At 70.8% G+C, this 19,348-nt stretch carries 17 protein-coding genes and 2 pseudogenes; 7 read left to right on the plus strand and 12 right to left on the minus strand.

Annotated elements, in window-relative coordinates; translation table 11 throughout:
• Positions 1 to 12: 12 nt before the first annotated feature.
• Positions 13 to 318 carry a beta propeller repeat protein gene (locus tag ABT095_RS01275; protein WP_350527148.1) on the plus strand — a complete coding sequence of 102 codons (306 nt, stop codon included), beginning with the start codon at positions 13 to 15 and terminating at the stop codon, positions 316 to 318.
• Here ABT095_RS01275 and ABT095_RS01280 read toward each other — a convergent pair.
• The 3 genes from ABT095_RS01280 to ABT095_RS01290 form a co-directional block, all read right to left on the minus strand.
• Positions 312 to 2,858: a collagenase gene (locus ABT095_RS01280; protein WP_350527149.1), complete on the minus strand. Its 2,547-nt coding sequence runs from the start codon at positions 2,856 to 2,858 to the stop codon at positions 312 to 314. The genes ABT095_RS01275 and ABT095_RS01280 overlap by 7 nt on opposite strands.
• 152 nt (positions 2,859 to 3,010) lie before the next feature.
• A complete protein-coding gene (locus ABT095_RS01285) occupies positions 3,011 to 3,745 on the minus strand; it encodes a hypothetical protein (RefSeq protein WP_350527150.1) in 735 nt (244 codons plus the stop codon).
• Positions 3,746 to 4,087: 342 nt separating this feature from the next.
• Positions 4,088 to 4,708: a TetR/AcrR family transcriptional regulator gene (locus ABT095_RS01290; RefSeq protein ID WP_350527151.1), complete on the minus strand. Its 621-nt coding sequence runs from the start codon at positions 4,706 to 4,708 to the stop codon at positions 4,088 to 4,090.
• An 85-nt stretch (positions 4,709 to 4,793) separates the two neighbouring features.
• Between ABT095_RS01290 and ABT095_RS01295 the strand changes: the two genes are divergently transcribed.
• The 3 genes and pseudogenes from ABT095_RS01295 to ABT095_RS01305 all read left to right on the plus strand — a co-directional run bounded on the left by ABT095_RS01295 (position 4,794) and on the right by ABT095_RS01305 (position 6,683).
• A complete protein-coding gene (locus tag ABT095_RS01295; protein ID WP_350527152.1) occupies positions 4,794 to 5,450 on the plus strand; it encodes a class I SAM-dependent methyltransferase in 657 nt (218 codons plus the stop codon).
• A 46-nt stretch (positions 5,451 to 5,496) separates the two neighbouring features.
• Positions 5,497 to 5,751: pseudogene (locus tag ABT095_RS01300) on the plus strand (SAM hydroxide adenosyltransferase); the annotation flags it as partial.
• A gap of 11 nt (positions 5,752 to 5,762) precedes the next feature.
• The gene (locus ABT095_RS01305; protein ID WP_350527153.1) at positions 5,763 to 6,683 is read left to right on the plus strand and encodes a DMT family transporter; all 921 of its coding nucleotides are present in this window, start codon (positions 5,763 to 5,765) and stop codon (positions 6,681 to 6,683) included.
• Here the strand turns inward: ABT095_RS01305 and ABT095_RS01310 are convergent.
• On the minus strand, positions 6,653 to 6,895 hold the full coding sequence (locus tag ABT095_RS01310) for a hypothetical protein (protein ID WP_350527154.1): 243 nt from the start codon (positions 6,893 to 6,895) through the stop codon (positions 6,653 to 6,655). The genes ABT095_RS01305 and ABT095_RS01310 overlap by 31 nt on opposite strands.
• Positions 6,896 to 7,227: 332 nt before the next feature.
• Between ABT095_RS01310 and ABT095_RS01315 the strand changes: the two are divergent.
• Positions 7,228 to 9,108 (plus strand): annotated as a pseudogene (locus tag ABT095_RS01315) (ABC transporter ATP-binding protein).
• A 134-nt stretch (positions 9,109 to 9,242) separates the two neighbouring features.
• Here ABT095_RS01315 and ABT095_RS01320 read toward each other — a convergent pair.
• A complete protein-coding gene (locus ABT095_RS01320) occupies positions 9,243 to 9,884 on the minus strand; it encodes a DNA-3-methyladenine glycosylase (protein WP_350527155.1) in 642 nt (213 codons plus the stop codon).
• Positions 9,885 to 10,025: 141 nt separating this feature from the next.
• Here ABT095_RS01320 and ABT095_RS01325 point away from each other — a divergent pair, with 141 nt between their 5' ends.
• Positions 10,026 to 10,949 carry a hypothetical protein gene (locus ABT095_RS01325; RefSeq protein ID WP_350527156.1) on the plus strand — a complete coding sequence of 308 codons (924 nt, stop codon included), beginning with the start codon at positions 10,026 to 10,028 and terminating at the stop codon, positions 10,947 to 10,949.
• Positions 10,950 to 10,987: 38 nt separating this feature from the next.
• On the opposite strand, the gene ABT095_RS01330 is transcribed toward ABT095_RS01325, so the two are convergent.
• Positions 10,988 to 11,629, minus strand: coding sequence for a TetR/AcrR family transcriptional regulator (locus ABT095_RS01330; RefSeq protein ID WP_350527157.1), 642 nt, complete (start codon positions 11,627 to 11,629; stop codon positions 10,988 to 10,990).
• A gap of 113 nt (positions 11,630 to 11,742) precedes the next feature.
• Between ABT095_RS01330 and ABT095_RS01335 the strand changes: the two genes are divergently transcribed.
• Positions 11,743 to 12,198 carry a PaaI family thioesterase gene (locus tag ABT095_RS01335; protein WP_350527158.1) on the plus strand — a complete coding sequence of 152 codons (456 nt, stop codon included), beginning with the start codon at positions 11,743 to 11,745 and terminating at the stop codon, positions 12,196 to 12,198.
• A 51-nt stretch (positions 12,199 to 12,249) separates the two neighbouring features.
• Here ABT095_RS01335 and ABT095_RS01340 read toward each other — a convergent pair whose 3' ends face one another.
• The 6 genes from ABT095_RS01340 to ABT095_RS01365 all read right to left on the minus strand — a co-directional run bounded on the left by ABT095_RS01340 (position 12,250) and on the right by ABT095_RS01365 (position 19,258).
• On the minus strand, positions 12,250 to 13,410 hold the full coding sequence (locus tag ABT095_RS01340; protein ID WP_350527159.1) for an agmatine deiminase family protein: 1,161 nt from the start codon (positions 13,408 to 13,410) through the stop codon (positions 12,250 to 12,252).
• A 123-nt stretch (positions 13,411 to 13,533) separates the two neighbouring features.
• Positions 13,534 to 14,538, minus strand: coding sequence for an ABC transporter ATP-binding protein (locus ABT095_RS01345; RefSeq protein WP_350527160.1), 1,005 nt, complete (start codon positions 14,536 to 14,538; stop codon positions 13,534 to 13,536).
• Positions 14,531 to 15,625: an ABC transporter ATP-binding protein gene (locus ABT095_RS01350; RefSeq protein WP_350527161.1), complete on the minus strand. Its 1,095-nt coding sequence runs from the start codon at positions 15,623 to 15,625 to the stop codon at positions 14,531 to 14,533. Before ABT095_RS01350 ends, ABT095_RS01345 begins: the two co-directional genes overlap by 8 nt.
• Before the next feature lie 49 nt (positions 15,626 to 15,674).
• Positions 15,675 to 16,580, minus strand: a complete 906-nt coding sequence (locus tag ABT095_RS01355) for an ABC transporter permease (RefSeq protein ID WP_350527162.1) — start codon at positions 16,578 to 16,580, stop codon at positions 15,675 to 15,677.
• 11 nt (positions 16,581 to 16,591) lie between these two features.
• Complete coding sequence (locus tag ABT095_RS01360; protein ID WP_350527163.1) at positions 16,592 to 17,521, minus strand: ABC transporter permease; 930 nt, start codon at positions 17,519 to 17,521, stop codon at positions 16,592 to 16,594.
• Positions 17,522 to 17,602: 81 nt separating this feature from the next.
• On the minus strand, positions 17,603 to 19,258 hold the full coding sequence (locus ABT095_RS01365) for a peptide ABC transporter substrate-binding protein (RefSeq protein WP_350527164.1): 1,656 nt from the start codon (positions 19,256 to 19,258) through the stop codon (positions 17,603 to 17,605).
• Positions 19,259 to 19,348 lie beyond the last annotated feature (90 nt).

Genomic DNA, 19,348 nt, shown 5'->3' on the forward strand with positions numbered 1-19,348 from the left:
GGGGAGCCTGGGGTGGCCGCCCCCGTCCGCGCCCTCGCAGTCCATCCGGCGCACGGCGCCTTCCTGTACTGCGGCACCGAGGTCGGGCTGTTCGCCAGCGAGGACGGCGGCGCCACCTGGTCGCCGACCAACCAGGGCCCGGCCAACTGCTCGGTGGACGACCTGTTCTTCATGACGAGAGCCGCCACGGACGTCCTGATCCGCGTCACCCACGGCCGCCGGGATGTTCCGCATCGCGGCCTGAACGGCACAACCGCCGTTCTCCGCACGGCCGGTGGCCCGGCGTGCGGAGAACGGCGGTGCGGCTTGGCTCAGTAGCGGGTGGTGACGGTGACGCCGCTGAAGCCGGTCTGGGCGTAGAGGCTCAGGTAGCGGTAGCCGGCCGTCGTGTTCGTGACGGTGACGGACTGGGTGGTGCCGGGGCTGGTCGAGGAGGCCGTGTAGGCGCTGGGCGTGGCCCAGTTGGCCGGGTTGTAGTACAGGTACGCCGTCCCGGTGCCGCCGGTGGTGGCGGCGGTGAGGGTGGTCGTCCCGGCGGGCAGGTAGATGTAGAGGTAGTCCAGGTTGCCCACCGTCGCGGTCTGGTTGGCGCGGTAGCAGTTCTGGCCCATCGCCCGGGTGTCGGCCGCGGTGCAGGGCACGGCACTGCCGGAGGAGGCCACGGTGACCTGCTTGCTCGCGGTCGCCGTGCGGCCGCTGGTGTCGGTCACGGTCAGCGTGACGGTGTAACTGCCGGGCCCGGCGTAGGTCTTGCTCGGGCTCGCCGCCGAGGAGCCCGTCCCGTCACCGAAGGTCCAGGCCCAGCCGGTGATGCTGCCGCTGCCCGCCTCGGTGGACCGGTCGGTGAGCTGCACCGTCAGCCCCGACACCGCCGTGTCGAAGGCCGCCGTCGGCCCGCCGGCCGAACTGCAGGCGCCCGCCGCGCAGTTCGTCAGCCAGCTGTTGAAGTCCGCGTCGTAGGAGGTGCCGAGCGAGTTGTACACGGCGTAGCCGCCCGGGTAGTCGCCGCTGCGGAAGTGCGAGAGCATCGCGGCGATGTCCGCCGGGTGCCGCTCGACCATGTACCGGACGGCCAGGTAGCCCCAGTAGTAGATCCGGCTCACGTCGCTGTTCTCGTAGGTGTTCTGGAAGATCGTGCTGAGCGCGTAGGTGTGGTTCCCCGCCTGGGCGACGGCCTGGGTGTCGGTGACACCCCGGTAGCTGTACGAGACGTACTCGGCCACGCCCTCGATCCACCAGACGTCGGGGACGGCGATCTGCTGCGAGAAGGTGCCCTTGGTGTCGTACCGGCCGTCCAGGGCGTGGGTGTACTCGTGGTTGAGGTTCCAGATCCGGGCGGTGAACCCGTCGTCGCCGGAGTCCCGGTAGGTGATCGAGATCGGCTGGTTGCCCGGGGTGGCCGGGTCACCGATCAGGGTGATGCCGCCGTTGTTGGTGTCCACGTCGTAGATCGCCCCGGCGTAGGTCACGTAGTCCGTGCGGCTCGCGAAGGTGACCAGCTGCAGCGAGGCTTCGTACTGCCCGGGGATCGGGCCGCTGTCCTTGACCAGGTTGTGGAAGAACGGGTCCTGCTGCTGGAGGCTGTTGCAGACGGCGTCCAGGTCGGCACCGGTCAGGTCCTGCGCGAGGATGCTGTGGCTGCCGTCGCAGGTGCGGGTGGCGGTGAGCACCGCCGCCGTGAGCTGGTGGGCCAGGTTGCACACCCCGTAGTAGGAGCACTGGGCCTGGTCGTAGTAGTTCGCCAGGTTGGCCACCCCCACCCAGAGCGGGGCGCTCACGCCGGTCATCGCCGAGGCGTTCAGCAGGCCCTTGGCGAGCGGCCGCACGGTGGCCTGGAAGGACGTGTGCTCGAGGAACCGGGCGGTCTCCAGGCCGGCGTTGGAGTCCAGGAAGGAGTTGGTGGTGCCCAGCAGGTCGCGGTGGTTCAGCGCGAAGCCGTCGAGCGTGTTGACGATGCTCGGGTCCGCGGTCACGGCCGTCACGAAGTCCGGGTTCTGGTGGCCCCGGAACAGCGGGGTGAACACGTCGTTGACGAAGTTCACCATGTACCAGGAGCCGTTGTACGTCGCCGGGTTGTAGGCGTTCAGCACCTGCTTGTAGGTGCCGAGGTAGCGGCCCTGCAGGTTGGCGCTGTCGGTGAGCACCATGGTCTCACCGGCGACCTGCCCGTTCGCGTCGCTCACGTCGCCCAGGTGCGGGCTCGCCACGAACGCGTCCAGTCCGGCCGCCACCGCGTTGGTCAGGGTGGCGTCGTAGCTGCCGACGTCGGCGGAGTCGTAGAACTGCACGTAGTACCCGGCGCGCAGGAAGAGCACCAGCTGCAGCACACTCTTGGAGTTGTCCCCGGTGTACCCGGCCGCGAGGCCCTGGTAGGCGTTCGCGACGGTCAGCATCTGGCTCTCGCGGAACACCCCGCTCGCGTTCGGACCGGTCACGCCGAACAGGGTGTTGACGCAGTCGGTGGTGGCGGCCTCCAGGAAGGAGACCAGAGCCGAGCCGGTGCGGCTGCTGAAGTCGGCCGGGGTGCAGGAGGCCGCCGCCAGAGCCTCGGCCGGCCGGGCCGGTGCGGCCACCGACGGTCGGTGCGGCGGGAGTTGGGCGGGTGCGAGCCGGTGGTCCTGGGCCGGTGCCGGGCTGTCGGTGCCGCCGGCGCGGGCACCGGCGGGCGGGAGCGGCCGGGCCACGGCCGCCGGCCGGTCGCCGTGTGAGCCGGGCTGCGCCGTGGGGGTGGCGAGCGCCGGGGTGGCGAACATGGTGACCAGGGCCGTGCTCAGCACAGCGAGGGCCGCCGGGATTCTGGGCGCGCGGAAGCGCTGACGCATCATCACTCCTAGGAGGGCGTCGTCGAGTTGCGCCACGGTGGGGGACGTTCAGGCGCGTCTTGCACCGTCTCACGCGACCGGCGGTCCTTCAATACGATGTGACATGCCATGTGACGGCGCAAAGCCATATCATCCGCACCCCGCGCAGCCCTGGTGCGACCGCGGCGCGGTCGCACCAGGGCCCGGCGTCAGTCCCCGTCGGCGTCCGCGGCCGCCGAGCCGGCGGGGGCGGGCTTGAGGCCGAGGACGCTCTCGGCGGTGGTCCAGTCGGTGGCGATGGCGTGCTGGGCGGCGGCAAGGGTGACCTGCCCCTTGCAGATGGCGGTGTGCAGGTGGGTCTCCACCGAGTCCTTGGGGTTGTTGGGCCCCTTGCCGGGCACGTGACCGGGGGACGGCGGCTGGGCCCAGAGGTTGCGCGCGTCGTTCGGGTCGCCGCCGAGTTGAAGGCTGATCAGGTGGTCGTACTCGGCGTCGCCCATCGGCCCGGTGTAGCCGTAGGACTTGGCATTCTCGGCCTTCTCCTTGCCGGTGATGCTCGCCGGCGGCCGGATGCCCGAGGTGTAGCCGCCGGTCTTGCAGATCGTCTGCGCGAGGTTCGCCTGGCTGACCGCCGGGCTGAGCGCGCCCGGGGTGCAGGCCACGTCGGGCAGCGGCTCCCCGGCCGGGGTGTGGCGGTAGTGGCAGCTGCCCGGTGCGGGCTGCGGCTGCACCTGGTAGGTCGCCTTCGGCCCCGGCCCGACGGGGATGTCACCCGCGGGCGCCGACGGCACCACCGTCGAACTGCTCGCCCGGTCGGCCGACTTGGACCCACCACCCGACGGCGTACAGGCCACCGCCATCACCACGACCACCGCCGCCACCGAGGCCCGCACCAACGTCCGCACAACACCCTCCCGCTTCTCCGGGCGCGGCAGTGCGCCCACGCCCCGCCGGACCCTATCGGACGACGTGATCACCCGGACGCCCCAGCTGCCGCTCCGTCATTTCCGACATCACCCGACACAACCGATTCGACACGGAGCGCGATGATCCTGGCCACCCCGGCCCGGCGCTCTCCCGGCACCCCCAACCCCGGGCTTCGGCAACACCCGCACCGTCCTCGGCGACATCCTCGGCGCCGCCCCCGCCATGAGCCTGGCGGCCCGGCGCCTGTCGGCCCGGCGTCTGTCGGCCCGGTGGCGGGTCGCGACCGAGACCGCACCCGCCTCCGCGCCGTCCAGCTGCCCGTACGCTGCCGCCCGACCCGGCCGGCCCGCCGACCGCCCTCAGTCCGCGAGCAGTGCCTCGAGCGCCAGAGCGCCCAACTCGCCCTCCCACCGTGCTGGTTCGGGCGCGACCGCGAAGCGGAAGCGCTGCGAGGCCAGCAGCGAGATCAGCCACCACGCACCCGCCTCGGCCTCGAGGTCGGGGCGGATGCTGCCGTCCCGCTGCCCCTGGGCCAGCAAGTCGGCCAGCGTGGCCGCGATCGCCTGGTTGGCCCGCCGCGCGGCCTCCAGCACCACCGGCTCCGCGGCGATCGTCATCGCGTCCGCGAAGAGCACGCCGAGGGTGCCGCGCGCGTGGACCTGGGTCAGGTGCTCGGGCGCGAGGAATCCGGCCAGCCAGCTGCCGACGTCCGGACTTTGGCCGGCCTGCTCCCGCAGGGCCTGGCCGAGCCGCTCCGCGGCGTGGTCGAGGACGGCGGCGAAGACCGCGGCCTTCGAGCCGAAGTTCTGGAAGACCACCGGCTCGCTCACCCCGACCCGGCGGGCCACCTCCGACATCTTGCCGCGCTGGTAGCCGACTTCGGAGAAGACCTCGGTGGCGGCCGCGAGGATCAGCGCCTGGCGGTCGGCTGGCTTGAGCCGGGCGCGCGGGTGTTTGGCGGCGGGATCGGAGTCTGACACCCCCACATCCTAACCACCCCTTGCCAGACTTCTTAGTCGCGACTAAGTTCAGAACTACTTAGTCGTCACTAAGAAAGGGTTCGACGTGGAACTCGCACGCTTCCTGCACGGCAGCTCGGACGCCCGTACCGGCGGACAGACCCTCACCCACGGCCGCGCCTACGAGGCCTTCGGCACCGTCTTCTTCGGCGGCCGGCGCGGGCCCGTCTTCCGCCGCCTCGCCGCCCTCAGCGGCGCCCGCCCCGGCGACCGCGCGCTCGACGTCGGCTGCGGCACCGGCTACCTCACCCGGTGCGTCGCCCACGCCGTCGGCCCCACCGGCACCGTCCTGGGTGTCGACCCCTCCCCCGACGTCCTGGCCCACGCCCGCCGCCGCGCCGCCCGCCACCCCCACTGCACCTTCACCGACGGCATCGCCGAGGAGCTCCCCGGCCCGGACGACGCCTACGACGTCGTGGTCAGCAGCCTGATGGTCCACCACCTGCCCGAAGGCGTCCGTGCCCGCGCCGCCGCCGAGATGTTCCGCGTCCTACGGCCCGGCGGCCGTCTCCTGCTCGCCGACTTCCGCCCGCCCGCAGGCCCGCTGGCCCGCCACCTGGTCGGCGCCGTCGCCGGCCCGGTGATGCAGCACAACCCCGTCCACCAGCTCCACCCGCTCGTCCGCGAGGCCGGCTTCACCTCCCTGACCAGCGGCGACCTCCACCCGTGGATCCACTACGTGCACGCCACCAAACCCGAGTGACCGCCGCCGTCCCGGGCGGCCGGGACACCCGCTCGACAAGAACTACGGGAACGTCTGGACCAGCATCACCCGCGAGTTCCTCCGGACGCACGGGATCGGCTTCGACGCCGAACTCGAGATCGAGATCGGCGCGGCCCGTCTCACCTCACCACTGCGCCGCACCTTCGGCGAGACCGGCCACGGCGAGCCGCTGGCCTACATCGCCAGCCGCGCTCAGTTCGCGCTGGCGCTCAACCAGGGGAACTTCGCGGCGCGGTACGGCGTCGAACGCGGACACCCCGTCCGGCTCCGCGCGCTCTGAGGGCCTCCACCGTGCGCACCCGGGGCTACCTGTTCGCGCTGCTGACCGCGGCCTTCTTCGGGGCGGGCGCGGTACTGGCCAACCGGGTGACCGCCGACATCCACCCCCTGCTCACCACCGAGCTCAACCTGGCGATCGGCGCCGCACTGCTGGCCTGCTGGCTGGCGGTGCGGCGCCGGCCGCTGGTGCCCCGCGGCCTGACCGCCGGGGACTGGGCGCGGCTCGGTCTCGTCTCCGTCCTCGGCACCGGTCTCTCGCTGGCCCTGGTCATCACCGGGCTCAGCATGACCAGCCCCGTCAACGGCGGCTTCCTGATCCAACTCCAGGGGCCCGCCGCGGTGCTGGCCTCGGTCCTGCTGGCCGGCGACCGGCTGCGCCGGTGGCAGACCCTGGGCCTCGCCACCACCCTCCTCGGCGGCCTGCTGATCCTCCTGCACAGCCCCGGCCAGGGCTTCACCACCGTCCGCACCGGGGACGTCCTGGTCCTCGCCGGCGCCCTGCTGGCCGGGGCCGCCTACCTGCCCGCCAAAACCCTGACGGCCCGCATCCCCGCCGTCGAACTCAGCCACTGGCGCCTGCTCCCCGCCGCCCTGGCCCTGCTCCCCGTCCTGCTGCTCGCCCCCGGCCCGCTGCGCTGGCACCCCGGGCCGGGCACCCTGCTGCTCCAACTCCTCCTCGCGGTCACCAACTTCTGCCTGGCCTACCTGACCCTTCACCTGGCGCTGCCCCGTCTGCGGGCCTGGGAGACCGCCGGCGTCCTCCAGATGGAGCCGGTCTTCACCCTGCTCATCAGCCTGCTCGCGCTCGGCCTGACCCCCACCCCGCTCCAGCTCCTGGGCGGCGCCCTGATGATCACCGGCGGCCTGGCCGCCAACCGCCCCGACCGCCGGGCCGCCCCCGCTCACGGCGGCGGCGGGCTGTCCCAGCTGTAGCGGTCGGGCATGCCGTGCCGCCCACCGTCGTTCTGGTTCTTGATCTGCGCAGCGGCCGTGTACGACTTCCCGTCCTTGAACACCACCTTGCAGCGCAGGTGCGCCGTGTCACCGCGCGTCGTCCCGTGCACGTGCGGCGTGCAGTCCACCGAGGCGACCGCCCGGTGGTCCACCTTGGTCAGGTGATTCTTCATCGCGTTCTGCAGATCCACATAGGCATCCGTGTTGGGCCCGCACCCGGCCACCCCACCTACCACGACGGCCGCCAACAGCACGACCCTCACAGCACACCGCCAACGAAGACGGGCCACCCTCATCGGCAGAACTCCTGATCGGTTCGACGAAGAAGCCCCGAGCGTAGCGCCTGAGAGCGGCCCGGTTACGTGGTGAAGGTCAACGGCACGGCCTCGCTGGTCGTCTCCGGCGATGTCACCCGCCGACAGCACCCGCTTCGCGGGCGACATCCTCAACGCGGTGGGCAGCAGCCCCGTCACCGAGGCCTCCCCCTGGCCTCCGGAAAGCCTGAGGTCATACCGTCTCTCCTATGAGCATGGAGAGCACAGCCTGGATGCAGCTGCACAGCGTGATGAACGCGCAGCAGGAGCGTCGACCCTTCGCCCGCGCGACACTGCGGCGCATCGCCGCCTTCGCCCGACCGCACCGCCGCCGCATCTGGCAGTTCGTGGCACTCAGCGTAGGGACGGCGCTGCTCGCTGTCGCGACGCCGGTGCTCGCGGGGCGGGTCGTCGACGCCATCGTGTCCCACGGCGACCGCGGCACCGTCGTACGCCTGGCCGTGCTGATCGCCCTCATCGCACTCGCCGAGGCGGCGTTCGGGATACTGGGCCGCTGGCTGTCGTCGACGCTCGGCGAAGGGCTCATCCTGGATCTGCGGTCGGCCGTGTTCGACCACGTCCAGCGGATGCCGGTCGCGTTCTTCACGCGTACCCGTACAGGAGCTCTGGTCAGCCGCCTCAACAACGACGTGATCGGAGCGCAGCGCGCCTTCAGTAACACCCTCTCCGGGGTCGTCAGCAACCTGGTGACGCTGATGCTCACCCTCGCGGTGATGCTCACCCTGTCCTGGCAGATCACGCTGCTCGCGCTGGTGCTCCTGCCGGTGTTCGTGATCCCCGCACGCCGGATGGGCAGCCGGATGGCGAAGCTCCAGCGCGAGGCCGCCAACCTCAACGCCTCGATGGGCACCCGGATGACCGAGCGGTTCTCGGCGCCGGGCGCCACCCTGGTCAAGCTGTTCGGGCGGCCCGAGGACGAGTCGGCCGAGTTCACGGCGCGGGCCCGGCGGGTGCGGGACATCGGGGTGCGCACCGCGATGGCACAGTCCGCGTTCATCACCGCTCTGACGCTGGTCTCCGCCCTGGCGCTCGCGCTCGTCTACGGGCTCGGCGGCTGGTTCGCCCTGAGCGGCACCCTGCAGCCGGGCGCCGTGGTGTCCCTGGCGCTGCTGCTGACCCGCCTGTACGCGCCGCTCACCTCGCTCGCGGGGGCGCGCGTCGAGGTCATGAGCGCCCTGGTCAGCTTCGAGCGGGTCTTCGAGGTGCTCGACCTCAAGCCGCTGATCGAGGAGAAGCCGGACGCCCGCGCCGTACCGGAGGGGCCGGCGGCGGTGGAGTTCGAGGACGTCCGCTTCGGCTACCCGTCCGCCGACAAGGTCTCCCTCGCCTCGCTGGAGGAGGTCGCGGCACTGGACACCCGCGGTGGCGCGGAGGTCCTGCACGGCATCAGCTTCCGCGCCGAACCCGGCCAGACCGTCGCCCTGGTCGGCTCGTCCGGCGCCGGCAAGTCGACCATCGCCCAGCTGCTGCCGCGGCTGTACGACACCGACTCGGGTGTCGTCCGGATCGGCGGCGTGGACGTGCGCGACGTGAGCGCCAGCTCGATGCGGGCGACGCTCGGCATGGTCACCCAGGACGGCCACCTCTTCCACGACTCCGTCCGCGAGAACCTGCTGCTCGCCCGGCCCGGGGCCACCGAGGACGAGCTGTGGGACGTGCTGCGCCGATCCCGCCTCGAGGAGCTCGTGCACTCCCTGCCCGACGGTCTCGACACCGTGGTCGGTGAGCGCGGCTACCGGCTCTCCGGCGGCGAGCGCCAGCGCATGACCATCGCCCGGCTGCTGCTGGCCAGGCAGCGCGTGGTCATCCTCGACGAAGCCACGGCCCACCTGGACAACACCTCGGAAGCGGCCGTCCAGGAGGCCCTCGCGGAGGCCCTGGAGGGCAGGACCGCCGTCGTCATCGCCCACCGGCTGTCGACCGTCCGGGCCGCCGACCTGATCCTCGTCGTCTAAGCCGGACAGATCGTGGAGCGCGGCACGCACGACGAACTCCTCGCCGCGGACGGACGCTACGCCGAACTGCACAGAACGCAGTTCGAGAAGCACCTGCCCGCGACCACCATGTAGTTAAGGCTGCAGGGCGCTCGGCCCCCGGACGGGCGAGGCCGGCCTGGTAGGCCGGCTGGGCCAGGAAACGGCTGATCAGGGCCCGGGGCGCGGCCGGGGAAGCAGCGAGTCGCCGGCCGCGACCACCCGGAGTGCTACTCGCTGCTCCGCCTCCGCTTGGGTACGTGGGCGCGGTAAGGGCTGACACTCGGGTCGCCGTCGATCCAGAAGCGCCAGGGAGTGGCCGCACCGGCCCCGGAGACGCCGGTCCTCGGCCCGGTACGGATCAGCGACGGGTCGGCGGGAGTGCCGGTCAGGACGCTGAACGGCAGGCGGTCACCGCAGGCATCGGCGCCGTTGAAGTCCAGGCCGACACCGAGGGCCTTGGTCAACCTGGCCGGCCCCTGGGCGAGTTGTCGGTCCCGGCCGGCCGTGGGGCGGCGCCTGCGGGCGAGTTCGACGCCGTCCAGCACCTCGCCCGCGCGCAGCAGCACCGCCGAGGAGTGCCCGTCCTGGTCGGTGACGAGGTTCATGCAGAAGTGCATGCCGTAGGTGAAGTACACGTAGACGTGGCCGGGCGGGCCGAACATGACCTCGTTGCGCGGGGTCCGCCCCCGGTAGGCGTGCGAGCCCGGGTCGTCCGCGCCGTTGTACGCCTCGACCTCGGTGAGCCGCAGGGAGACGGTGCCCTCCGGGAGCGTGCAGACCAGGACACGACCCAGGAGGTCGGGGGCGACGTCCACGACATGGCGGTCGAAGAACTCCCGACCGAGCGGCTGGTTCGCGTGTCCGAGCACGCGGCTGAGTGTACCGACGCCACGACGCTCCGCCCGCCCCCGGGCACACCTGCGGACGGGTCGGCCCTCCCTGGCCGGGGTTTCGCTCCAGGGGTGCGTGACTGTACAACTGCCCCTGGAACCGAGGGGACGGGGGCGGACATGAGTGGACAGCGAGCGGGTCGGGCACAGCTCGTCAGAGAGTGGTTTCTGGGGGCGGCCCTGACCGAGCCGAGGACGCTGGCCGACGCGCTCGGCCTCGGCGAGGACGCTCCGGAGCTGCAGCGTCTGCGGCAGGCGGAGCATACGCAGCTCGTCCGGATCGAGCGGCTGCACGCAGCGGCACAGCACGCCTTCGAGCAGCGCACGCGCGCCGCCGTGTGCCGGGCCCTGGAGCAGGCGGTGCGCGTCGGTCTGCGGGAGACCGCGGCCGCCCGGAGCTTCGACGCCGCCCGCCTCGAGGACGAGGCCGATGCAGCCGCACAGCGGCTCGGAGCGGACGCCGCGCTCGCGGGCTCACGCGGGCTCAACACGGGCCTGGCTTTCGGAGTCCTGCTCAGCCCGGTCGTCCTGGTGCTGGCACTGGCAATGGGCCAGGCAGTGCCGCCGCTCCTCCACAGCACGATCGGCTGCCCCGAGGAAGTCAGCCTGTTGTACGCGCTGGTCTGTTTCGCGGGCGGGGCGATGGGCGCCGTCTTCAGCGTCATCATCCGGCTTCGCGACGCCTACCAGCTGATACGGCGCGGGCCGCTCCGCAGTGTCACTCCCGACATCCCTTCCGACCCCGGGCAACTGGCACAGGCCATGCGCCAGGAGGGCTGGTACCGGGTGGTGGTCGGTTGGCTCCTGGCCAGCTCCCTCTTCCTCCTCATCAACGGTGGCATCCTCACACTGCTCACCCCTCCCGCGGCGCCGGACGGCCTCTGCGGCGCCGCACCGCTGACCCCGGCCGGACACCAGGCGGTGATCAAGGCCTGGTTCTTCTGGGGCAGCGTCGGCTTCCTCGCCGGGCTGAACGAACGCTGGGCGTACGGCCTGCTGCGACGTGGGAACGAGCAGCAGCCGGCAGGTCCGGGCACCGGGTGAGGTCACTGGCCGTACAAGTGGCCCTCACCGGCTCCGCGTTACGGACGGAAGCGGTGCAGGAAGGTCTCGGCCAGGAAGCGGGCCAGCTCGGTGAGCCGCTCCGGAGCGTAGCCTGCGGGGTCCCGCAGGAGCAGCCGGCCGCCGTCCTCGAGAGTGCTGAGCACGACGTGGGCCAGCAGGTCGACGTCGACACGCCCGGCGTCGGGCCGGTCCCCGAGGAGCTCGCGGACGGCCTCGGCGAAGCGGGCCCGGAGGTCGGCCTCGGCCGCCTCCTTGTACTTGCGGACCGGCGCGGGCGAGGTGTCGACGGGCAGCAGGATGGCGCGCCAGCGTGCGGGGTGCGCGAGCACGGCGTCGTAGAAGCCCCGGGCGACGGCGGTGAAGGTGTCGGCGGGGTCGGCGTCGGCCAGGTCGGCGGGGATGACGTCGGCGAGCTGGGCCAGGGCGCGCTCCCCCTCGCGTTCGAGCAGCTCGCGCAGGAGGTGGTCGGAGTCGGTGAACTGGCCGTAGACCACCGGGCGGGTCACGCCGGCGAGGCGGGCGACGGCGTCGACGGACACCGCGGCGACGCCACTGGTGTTGATGATCTCCAGTGCGGCGTCGAGCAGTTGCTCGCGGCGCTCGGCCGGTGGCAGCCGCGGAGCGTAGGGCCGCTTGGGGGTGGTCTGCGCTCTGGCCATGCCCCGGATCGTACCTTGCGAAGCTACACGGCTGAAGCTACGGTGCTGAAGCTACACCTCCGTAGCAAAGGCCGGAGACCCAGCACACCGACGCAGACCGGAGCCTGACGCACATGCACGACCAGACCACGACCCTCTTCCCCCAGGAGATCCTGGACCAGTGGGCCGCCACGGGCCTCGACCTGTCGGCCGTCTTCTCCCTGGGCGCGCTCTGCGACCGCATGGGGATCCGCCTCCAGGAGGCCTCCGCCTCCCGCGTGGTCGGCACGCTCCCCGTCGAGGGCAACACCCAGCCCTACGGCCTCCTCCACGGCGGGGCCTCGGCCGTCCTCGCCGAGAGCCTCGGCTCCACGGCCGCGGCACTGCACGGCGGCCCCACCAAGTACCCCGTCGGCGTCGACCTGAACTGCACCCACCACCGCAGCGTCCGTTCCGGCCTTCTCACCGGCGTCGCCACCGCCGCACACCTCGGCCGCACCACGGCGACCTACGAGATCGTCATCACCGACGAGCTGGCCCGCCGGGTGTGCACCGCCCGCCTCACCTGCCTCCTGCGCGAGGCCGGCTGACCCCCCGCCGGGGGCCGCCCCGCAGGGTGGCCCCCGGCGGCCGGACCGACCCTAGACGGCCGGCGGAACGACCGGCTGCGACTGGGTGGAGCAGTGGATGCCGCCACCGCCGCTCGCGATGTTGTCGATGTTGATCTGCACGACGGCACGGCCGGGGTAGGCGCTCTGGAGGATCGTGTAGGCCACGCCGTCGGCGTAGGTGTCGCCGAACTGGGGCGCGAAGACGGCGTCGTTGGCCGTGTAGTAGTTGGTGTAGCTGGACAGGAAGTCCTTGCCGGTACCGCGGATCTGACGGCGGTCCGGGCCGGGGAGTTCGGTGATGGCGAGCGGGCGGCCCTGGGCGTCGGTCGCGCTCTGCAGGATGCTCTTGGTCTCGTTGTAGACCGCGACCCACTGGGCGCTGGTGCCCGGGCCCGGCTTGTCTAGCATCACCTTGCCGGGCGCGATGAACCGGGCCAGGCAGTCTATGTGGCAGTCGGTGATGTCCTGGCCGGCCAGGCCCGGCACCCAGATCACCTTGTCCACACCGAGCGAGGACTTCAGGTCCTGCTCGACCTGGGCCTGGGTCTTCCCCGGGTTGCGGTTGGCGTTCACCAGCGAGCTGACCGTGGCCAGCATGGTGCCTTCACCGTCCACCTCGAGCGAGCCGCCCTCGCCGACGAACGGCGCCTGGACCCGGTCGACGCCGTACTGCGAGAGCAGCGTGGCGGCCGCGGCGGCGTCGTTGGCGAACGGCTGGTAGTACGAGGTGCCGGTCTTGCCCCAGCCGTTGAAGTTGGTGTCCAGGCCGGCGATCGCACCGGGGCCGGTGAGGAAGGTCGGGCCGAAGTCCCGGATCCACAGATCGTCGTTGGCCGTCTCGACCACCGTGATCGAGTAGTACGCACCGCCACCCAAGGTGTACCGGGCGTCGGCGGCCTGCTCGGGGCGGGCCAGCACGACCACCGGCTCGTACCGGGAGATCTGGTACGCGACCTGGGCGATGTCGTTGCGGACACCGCCCAGGGCGTTGCCCCAGACCGACGAGAGCGCGGGCCAGGCCATGAACGTCCGCACATGGCGGCCGTCCTCGGCGGGCATCCGCAGTTGCACGCCGCTCGGGCTGGTGGCGGCACGGGCCACGGCCGGCAGGAGCCCGCCGAGAGCCACGGCGGGGACGGCCGCGGCACCGAACTTGAGCAGGCTGCGCCTGGAGGGCTGGGTCACGTTCATGGAGCTCTCCCTTAGAGGGGGTTGGGGAGGTGTGGCGTGCCGCACATACTTGCCTTAACTGAAAATTCAGTCAAGGCGCGTCCCCGAACACCCTTCAGCTGCTCCGCCCGCCCCTGGCCGGGTTCAGCTCCGCTCCGCCGCGAAGTGGCACGCCGAGGGGTGCAGCGCCTCCCCCGTCATCCCCTCGGGGGTCGCGAGCAGGGGTTCCTCCTCGCCGCAGCGCGTCTGCGCCTTCCAGCAGCGCGTTCGGAAGCGGCAGCCGGACGGCGGGTTGGCGGGAGAGGGCAGGTCGCCGGAGAGGATGATCCGCCGCCGGCCCTCCCGTCCGACCGGGTCCGGGACGGGGACGGCGGACAGCAGGGCCTGGGTGTAGGGGTGGGTCGGGTGCTCGTAGATCTGTTCCTCGGTGCCGATCTCGACCATCTTGCCGAGGTACATCACGGCGACCCGGTCGCAGATGTGCCGCACGATCGAGAGATCGTGTGCGATGAAGACATAACTGAGGTTGAACTCGCTCTGCAGCTGGTCCAGCAGGTTGATCACCTGGGCCTGGACCGAGACGTCCAGCGCGGACACCGGCTCGTCGCAGATGATGATCTCCGGCTTGAGCGCCAACCCCCGGGCGATTCCGATGCGTTGGCGCTGCCCGCCGGAGAACTGGTGCGGATAGCGGTTGATGTACTCGGGATTGAGGCCGACCACCTCCAGCAGGTCCTGAACTTCCTTGCGACGGCTTCCCTTCGGCGCCACCTCCGGATGGATCTCGAACGGTTCGCCGATGATGTCGCCGACCGTCATCCGGGGGTTGAGCGAGGTGTAAGGGTCCTGGAAGACCAACTGGATGTTCCGGCGTACCGCTCTGAGCGCCTTGCCGCTCATGCTGGTGATGTCCTGGCCCTTGTAGCGCACCTGGCCGGCGGTCGCCCGCTCCAGGTTCATCAGCACCTTGGCGACGGTGGACTTCCCGCAGCCCGACTCTCCGACGATGCCGAGCGTCTCGCCCTTGTGCAGTTCGAAGGAGATTCCGTCGACCGCCTGCACCGCGCCGATCCGGCGCTTGAAGACGATGCCCTGAGTCAGCGGGAAGTGCTTGACCAGGCCGTCGACCGTCAGGATTGGCTCAGCCACGGTGGGTCTCCTTCCAGAAGTGGCAGGCACTGTGCCGCCCGGGCAGGTCGTTGCCGCCCTCGTCCGACACCGGCTGCAGCAGGGGGAGTTCGCCCCGGCATCGGTCGGTGGCCTGCTCGCAGCGCGGGTTGAACGCGCAGCCGGCCGGGATCTGCAGCAGGCTCGGCGGCAGCCCCTTGATGGCGTACAGGTCCTGGCCGCGCTGGTCGAGCCGCGGGATCGAGCGGAGCAGACCCTTGGTGTACGGGTGCGCGGGCCGGGCGTACAGCTCGTACACCGGGGCGGTCTCGACGATCCGTCCGGCGTACATCACCGCGATCTTGTCCGCGACGTCCGCGACCACGCCGAGGTCGTGGGTGATCAGGATCAGACCCATCCGGTACTCGGCCTGCAACTCGGCCAGCAGGTCCATCACCTGGGCCTGGACGGTGACGTCGAGCGCCGTGGTGGGCTCGTCCGCGATGATCAGATCCGGCCCGAGGGCGAGCGCCATGGCGATCATGATGCGCTGGCGCATACCGCCGGAGAACTGGTGCGGGTAGTCGCCCACGCGCTGCCTGGCCGCCGGGATCCGGACCCGGTCCATCAGCTCGACCGCCTTCGTGAGGGAGTCCCGCTTCGACATCCCCTCGTGCACGCGGAAGACCTCGCCGAGCTGCCAACCCACCGAGAAGACCGGGTTGAGCGCGGAGAGCGCGTCCTGGAAGATCATGGCGATCTTCCGGCCCCGGACGGACCGGCGCTGCTCCTCCGGCATGGTGAGCAGGTCCTCGCCCCGGTAGCGCACCTGGCCGCCGGTGATCCGCCCCGGCGGGGTGTCCAGGATGCCCATGATGGCCTGCGCGGTGACCGACTTCCCCGAGCCGGACTCGCCGAGCACCGCCAGCGTCTCACCCGCGTCGACGCTGTAGCTGACCCCGTTGACGGCCTTGGCGATGCCGTCGCGGGTCTTGAACTCCACCTGAAGGCCGTCGACTTCGAGCAGCGGCGGCTCAGCCCCACCCGAGGAGCCACCCAAGGAGCCACCCAAGGAGCCACCCGAGGAGCGCAGCTCGACCACCGGACCGTTCTGTACCAGATCGCTCATCGCCCGCCCTCTTCCGCCGTCGCTGCCACATCCGTCAACTCCATGCCGGTCACCGGAGCTTGGGGTCGAGGGCGTCGCGCACCCCGTCGCCGACGAAGATGAAGCCGAGCGTGGTCAGCACCACCGCGAGCGAGGGGAGCATCCACATGTAGTCGTCCACGCCGATGAACCCGCGCCCAGCCGCGAGCATGTTGCCCCACTCCGGCACCTGGGGGCTCACGCCGACGCCGAGGAAGGACAGCGAGGCCTCCGCGACGACCGCCGTTCCGACGTTGAAGGTGCCATAGATGATCACCGGGGCGATCGAGTTCGGCAGGATGTGCCGGACGATCACCCGCAGGTGCCCGGCCCCGAGCGCCCGCGCCGCGTGCACGTAGTCCATCTCCCGGGCGGAGAGCACCGAACTGCGCAGCAGACGCGCGACGGTGGCCCAGCCGAAGACCGCGAGCGAGAGCACCACCGGCCAGATGCCGCGGCCGGTCACGGTGATGATGATGATCGCGCCGATCAGCAGCGGGAAGGCGAAGAAGATGTCCGCACCCCGCATCACCACGGTGTCGTAGAACCGGCCGAAGTACCCGGCCACCGCGCCGAGCGCGATGCCGATGATCAGGGTCAGCAGGATGGACACCAGGCCGACGATCACCGCGATCCGAGTCCCGTAGACGACCCGGGAGAGCTGGTCGCGCCCCAGCGCGTCGGTGCCGAACAGGTGCGCACCGCTGGGGGGTTCGATGGTGTGCATGAGGTCCTGCCGGAGCGGGTCGTACGGTGCTATCCAGGGCGCGAAGGCCGCCGTCACCAGCAGGGCGGCCACCAGGACCAGCCCGAGCAGCGCCAGCCGGTTGGCGGCGAAGCGGTGCCAGACCTCCTGCCACTCCCGGACCACCCGGATCGCGGGCTCACCATCGGTACTTCCCTGCTGGGGCTGGGCAGTCGTCGTCTCGTCAGTCATGTCTGCGCCCCTCAGCTCAGCCGGATTCGGGGGTCGAGCATCGCGTACATCAGGTCGACCACCAGGTTGAGCACCACGAAGATGCCGACACCCCAGGTGGCCACCCCGACCACGATCGGATTGTTCTGCTGCTGGATCGCGGTGGACATCGCCATCCCGACGCCGTCCCAGTTGAAGATGGTCTCGGTGATGATGGCGCCGCCCAACAGGCCGCCGAACGAGATGCCGATGTAAGTGACCACCGGGATCACCGAGTTGCGCAGTACGTGCTTGAGCAGCACCTGCCGGCGCGGCACACCCTTGGCGATGGCGGTCTTCACGTAGTCGGCCCGCAGGACCTCCAGCATCGTGCCGCGCATCAACCGGGCCACCAGCGCCGCGTCGATGATGGCCAGCGTGATCGCGGGCAGGATCACCTGCGCCGGATCACTCGCGTCACCGATCACCGGCACCCATTTGAGCTGTACGGCAAAGAGGTTGAGCAGCAGCATGCCGATCACGAAGGTCGGGAAGCCGACCAGGACGGTGGTGACGAGCGTGACGGCGGTGTCCCAGAGCGAGTACCGCCGCAGGGCCGCGAGCGCACCGACCCCGGCGCCGATCAGGACATCGAAGACGATCGCCGCGACGGCCAGTTTGGAGGTGTTGACCAGTTTCGGGCCGAGGATCTCGGAGACCGGGCGGCGCTGGATGTAGTCCTCGCCCATGTCGCCCTGGACGAGATGCCCGATGTACGTGACGTACTGCACGGCCAGCGGCTTGTCGAGCCCGTAGTGCTCGCGCAACTCCTTGACCACGGCGGGGTCGCGGGCGCGCTCGCTGCCGGCCAGCGAGCCGACCGGGTCGCCCGGGATGACGAACAGACAGGCGAAGAGGATCAACGTCGCACCGAGCAGCACGACGATCATCTGGCCGAGCCTTCGCAGCAGGTACCTTCCCATGGGTGTGCCCTCTCTGTGGGTCACGGCTCAGTGGCGTCGCCCGCGAAACACCCAGCGGGCGACGCCAGTTGCGAAGGCCGGCTACTTCAGCGAGGCCGTCGCCAGGGTCGGGTTCTCGCTGAAGTCGTAGGTCAGGTTGGCCCACTTCTCGTTGTTGGCGACGCGCTGCTGGCTGCGGTTCCAGAGCGGGATGAGCGCCAGGTCGTCACCGATCGCGATCTTCTCGGCCTGCTGGTAGAGCTTGGTGCGCGCGGCCAGGTCCTTGGTGCCGGTGGCCTGGTGGAGCAGCGCGTCGAAGGCCGGGTTGCTGTAGCGGCCGCGGTTGTCACCCTGGACCTTGTGGGTGGTCTGGTCCTCGTCGATCGAGCTGGTGGCCAGCAGCGGGTTCAGGAAGTTGCCGGGGGTCGGGTAGTCGGCGCCCCAGGCGGCCCGGTAGATCCCGGTGGCGTCCGGGGTCTTCTCCTTGTCCAGCAGCTGCTTGAACGGGATGCCGTCGATGTGGACGTCCAGACCGAGCACGTCCCCCAGCTGCGCCGCCACGGCCTGCACCCAGGGATCGTGCCCGCCACCGGTGTTGTAGCCGAAGTAGAGCTTGGTGCCCGGGGTCAGCCCGGCCTGCGCGGCGAGCTGCTTGGCCTTGTCCTTGTCCTGCTTGACGCAGCTGGCGCAGACCCCCTTCTGGTAGGCGTCGACGAAGGCGGGCGGCACCAGCGAGTCGGCCGAGGTGCGGAAGCCCTTGAAGACACCCTTCGCGATGGCGTCGCGGTCGATCGCGTAGGAGATCGCCTCGCGCGCCTCCTTGCTCTTCGTCGGGCCGTTGAAGTCCATCGGCAGCAGGTAGTTCATGCCGTTGGCGTCCCACTCGTACCAGTCGCCCTTGGCCTTGTACGTCGCCTTGGCCGCCGTCAGCTGCTCGGTGGGCATCCGGGCCCAGTCGAACTGGCCCGCCTGGAAGCCCTGGTACTCCAACTGGTCGGCGTTGGCCGCGTTGAGGATGGAGATCTCGATCCGGTCCAGGTGGGCCTTGGTCAGACCGTAGCTGTCGTTGCGGACCAGCGTGATCTTGCTGTTGTGCTGCCAGGGGCCCTCCATCTTGAAGGGGCCGTTGCCGATCGGCTGGTCGTTGTACGCCTTGTTTGAGGCCGCGCCCGCCACCTGCGGCACCGGGCTGAACACGGTGTGGAACGTCCGGACGTCGAACTCGCAGTCGGGGATGGCCATCTTGACCACCAGCGTGGTGGCGTCGGGCGCCGAGAGACCCCGGAAGGTGACGGCGGTGCCCGAGTTGAGCTCCTTGAAGCCGTCGATCTCACCCAGGTGGTAGGCCACGTCGGAGGCCGCGTCCTTGGCCGCCGCACGCGTCCAGCCCCGGACGAAGGCCGCCGCGTCCACCGGCTCGCCGTTGCTGAAGGTGGTGCCGCCCTTGATCTTGAACGTCCACTGCGAGCAGTCGTCGTTCGGCGTGCGGCTCTCCGCCAACGCGTTGGAGATCTTGCCGTCGGCGGACACACTGGTGAGCCCGGTGAACAGGTTCTGGGTGACGAGGGTGCCCTCGGACTCCTGGGTGTTGTACGGGTCGATGGCCGTGGGCTCGACGATGCCCAGCCGGAACGTTCCGCCGTTCTTGGCCACGGTGGACCCGGGGTGCTTGTCGGCACTGCCGCTGCTGCAGGCGGACACGGCCAGGGCGGTGGCCGCTGCCACCGCCGTCCACTGCAGGGCCTTGGTGAGCTTCATTCAGCTGCCTCTCGATTCAGGGCGTGGGAACGAAGTGGGAACCCCGCAGTCCGGCGTTCCGGGCACACAGGGATGGCAACGTCAGGGCAC

The organism is Kitasatospora sp. NPDC002227 (genome assembly GCF_040296285.1).
Taxonomy (GTDB): Bacteria; Actinomycetota; Actinomycetes; order Streptomycetales; family Streptomycetaceae; genus Kitasatospora.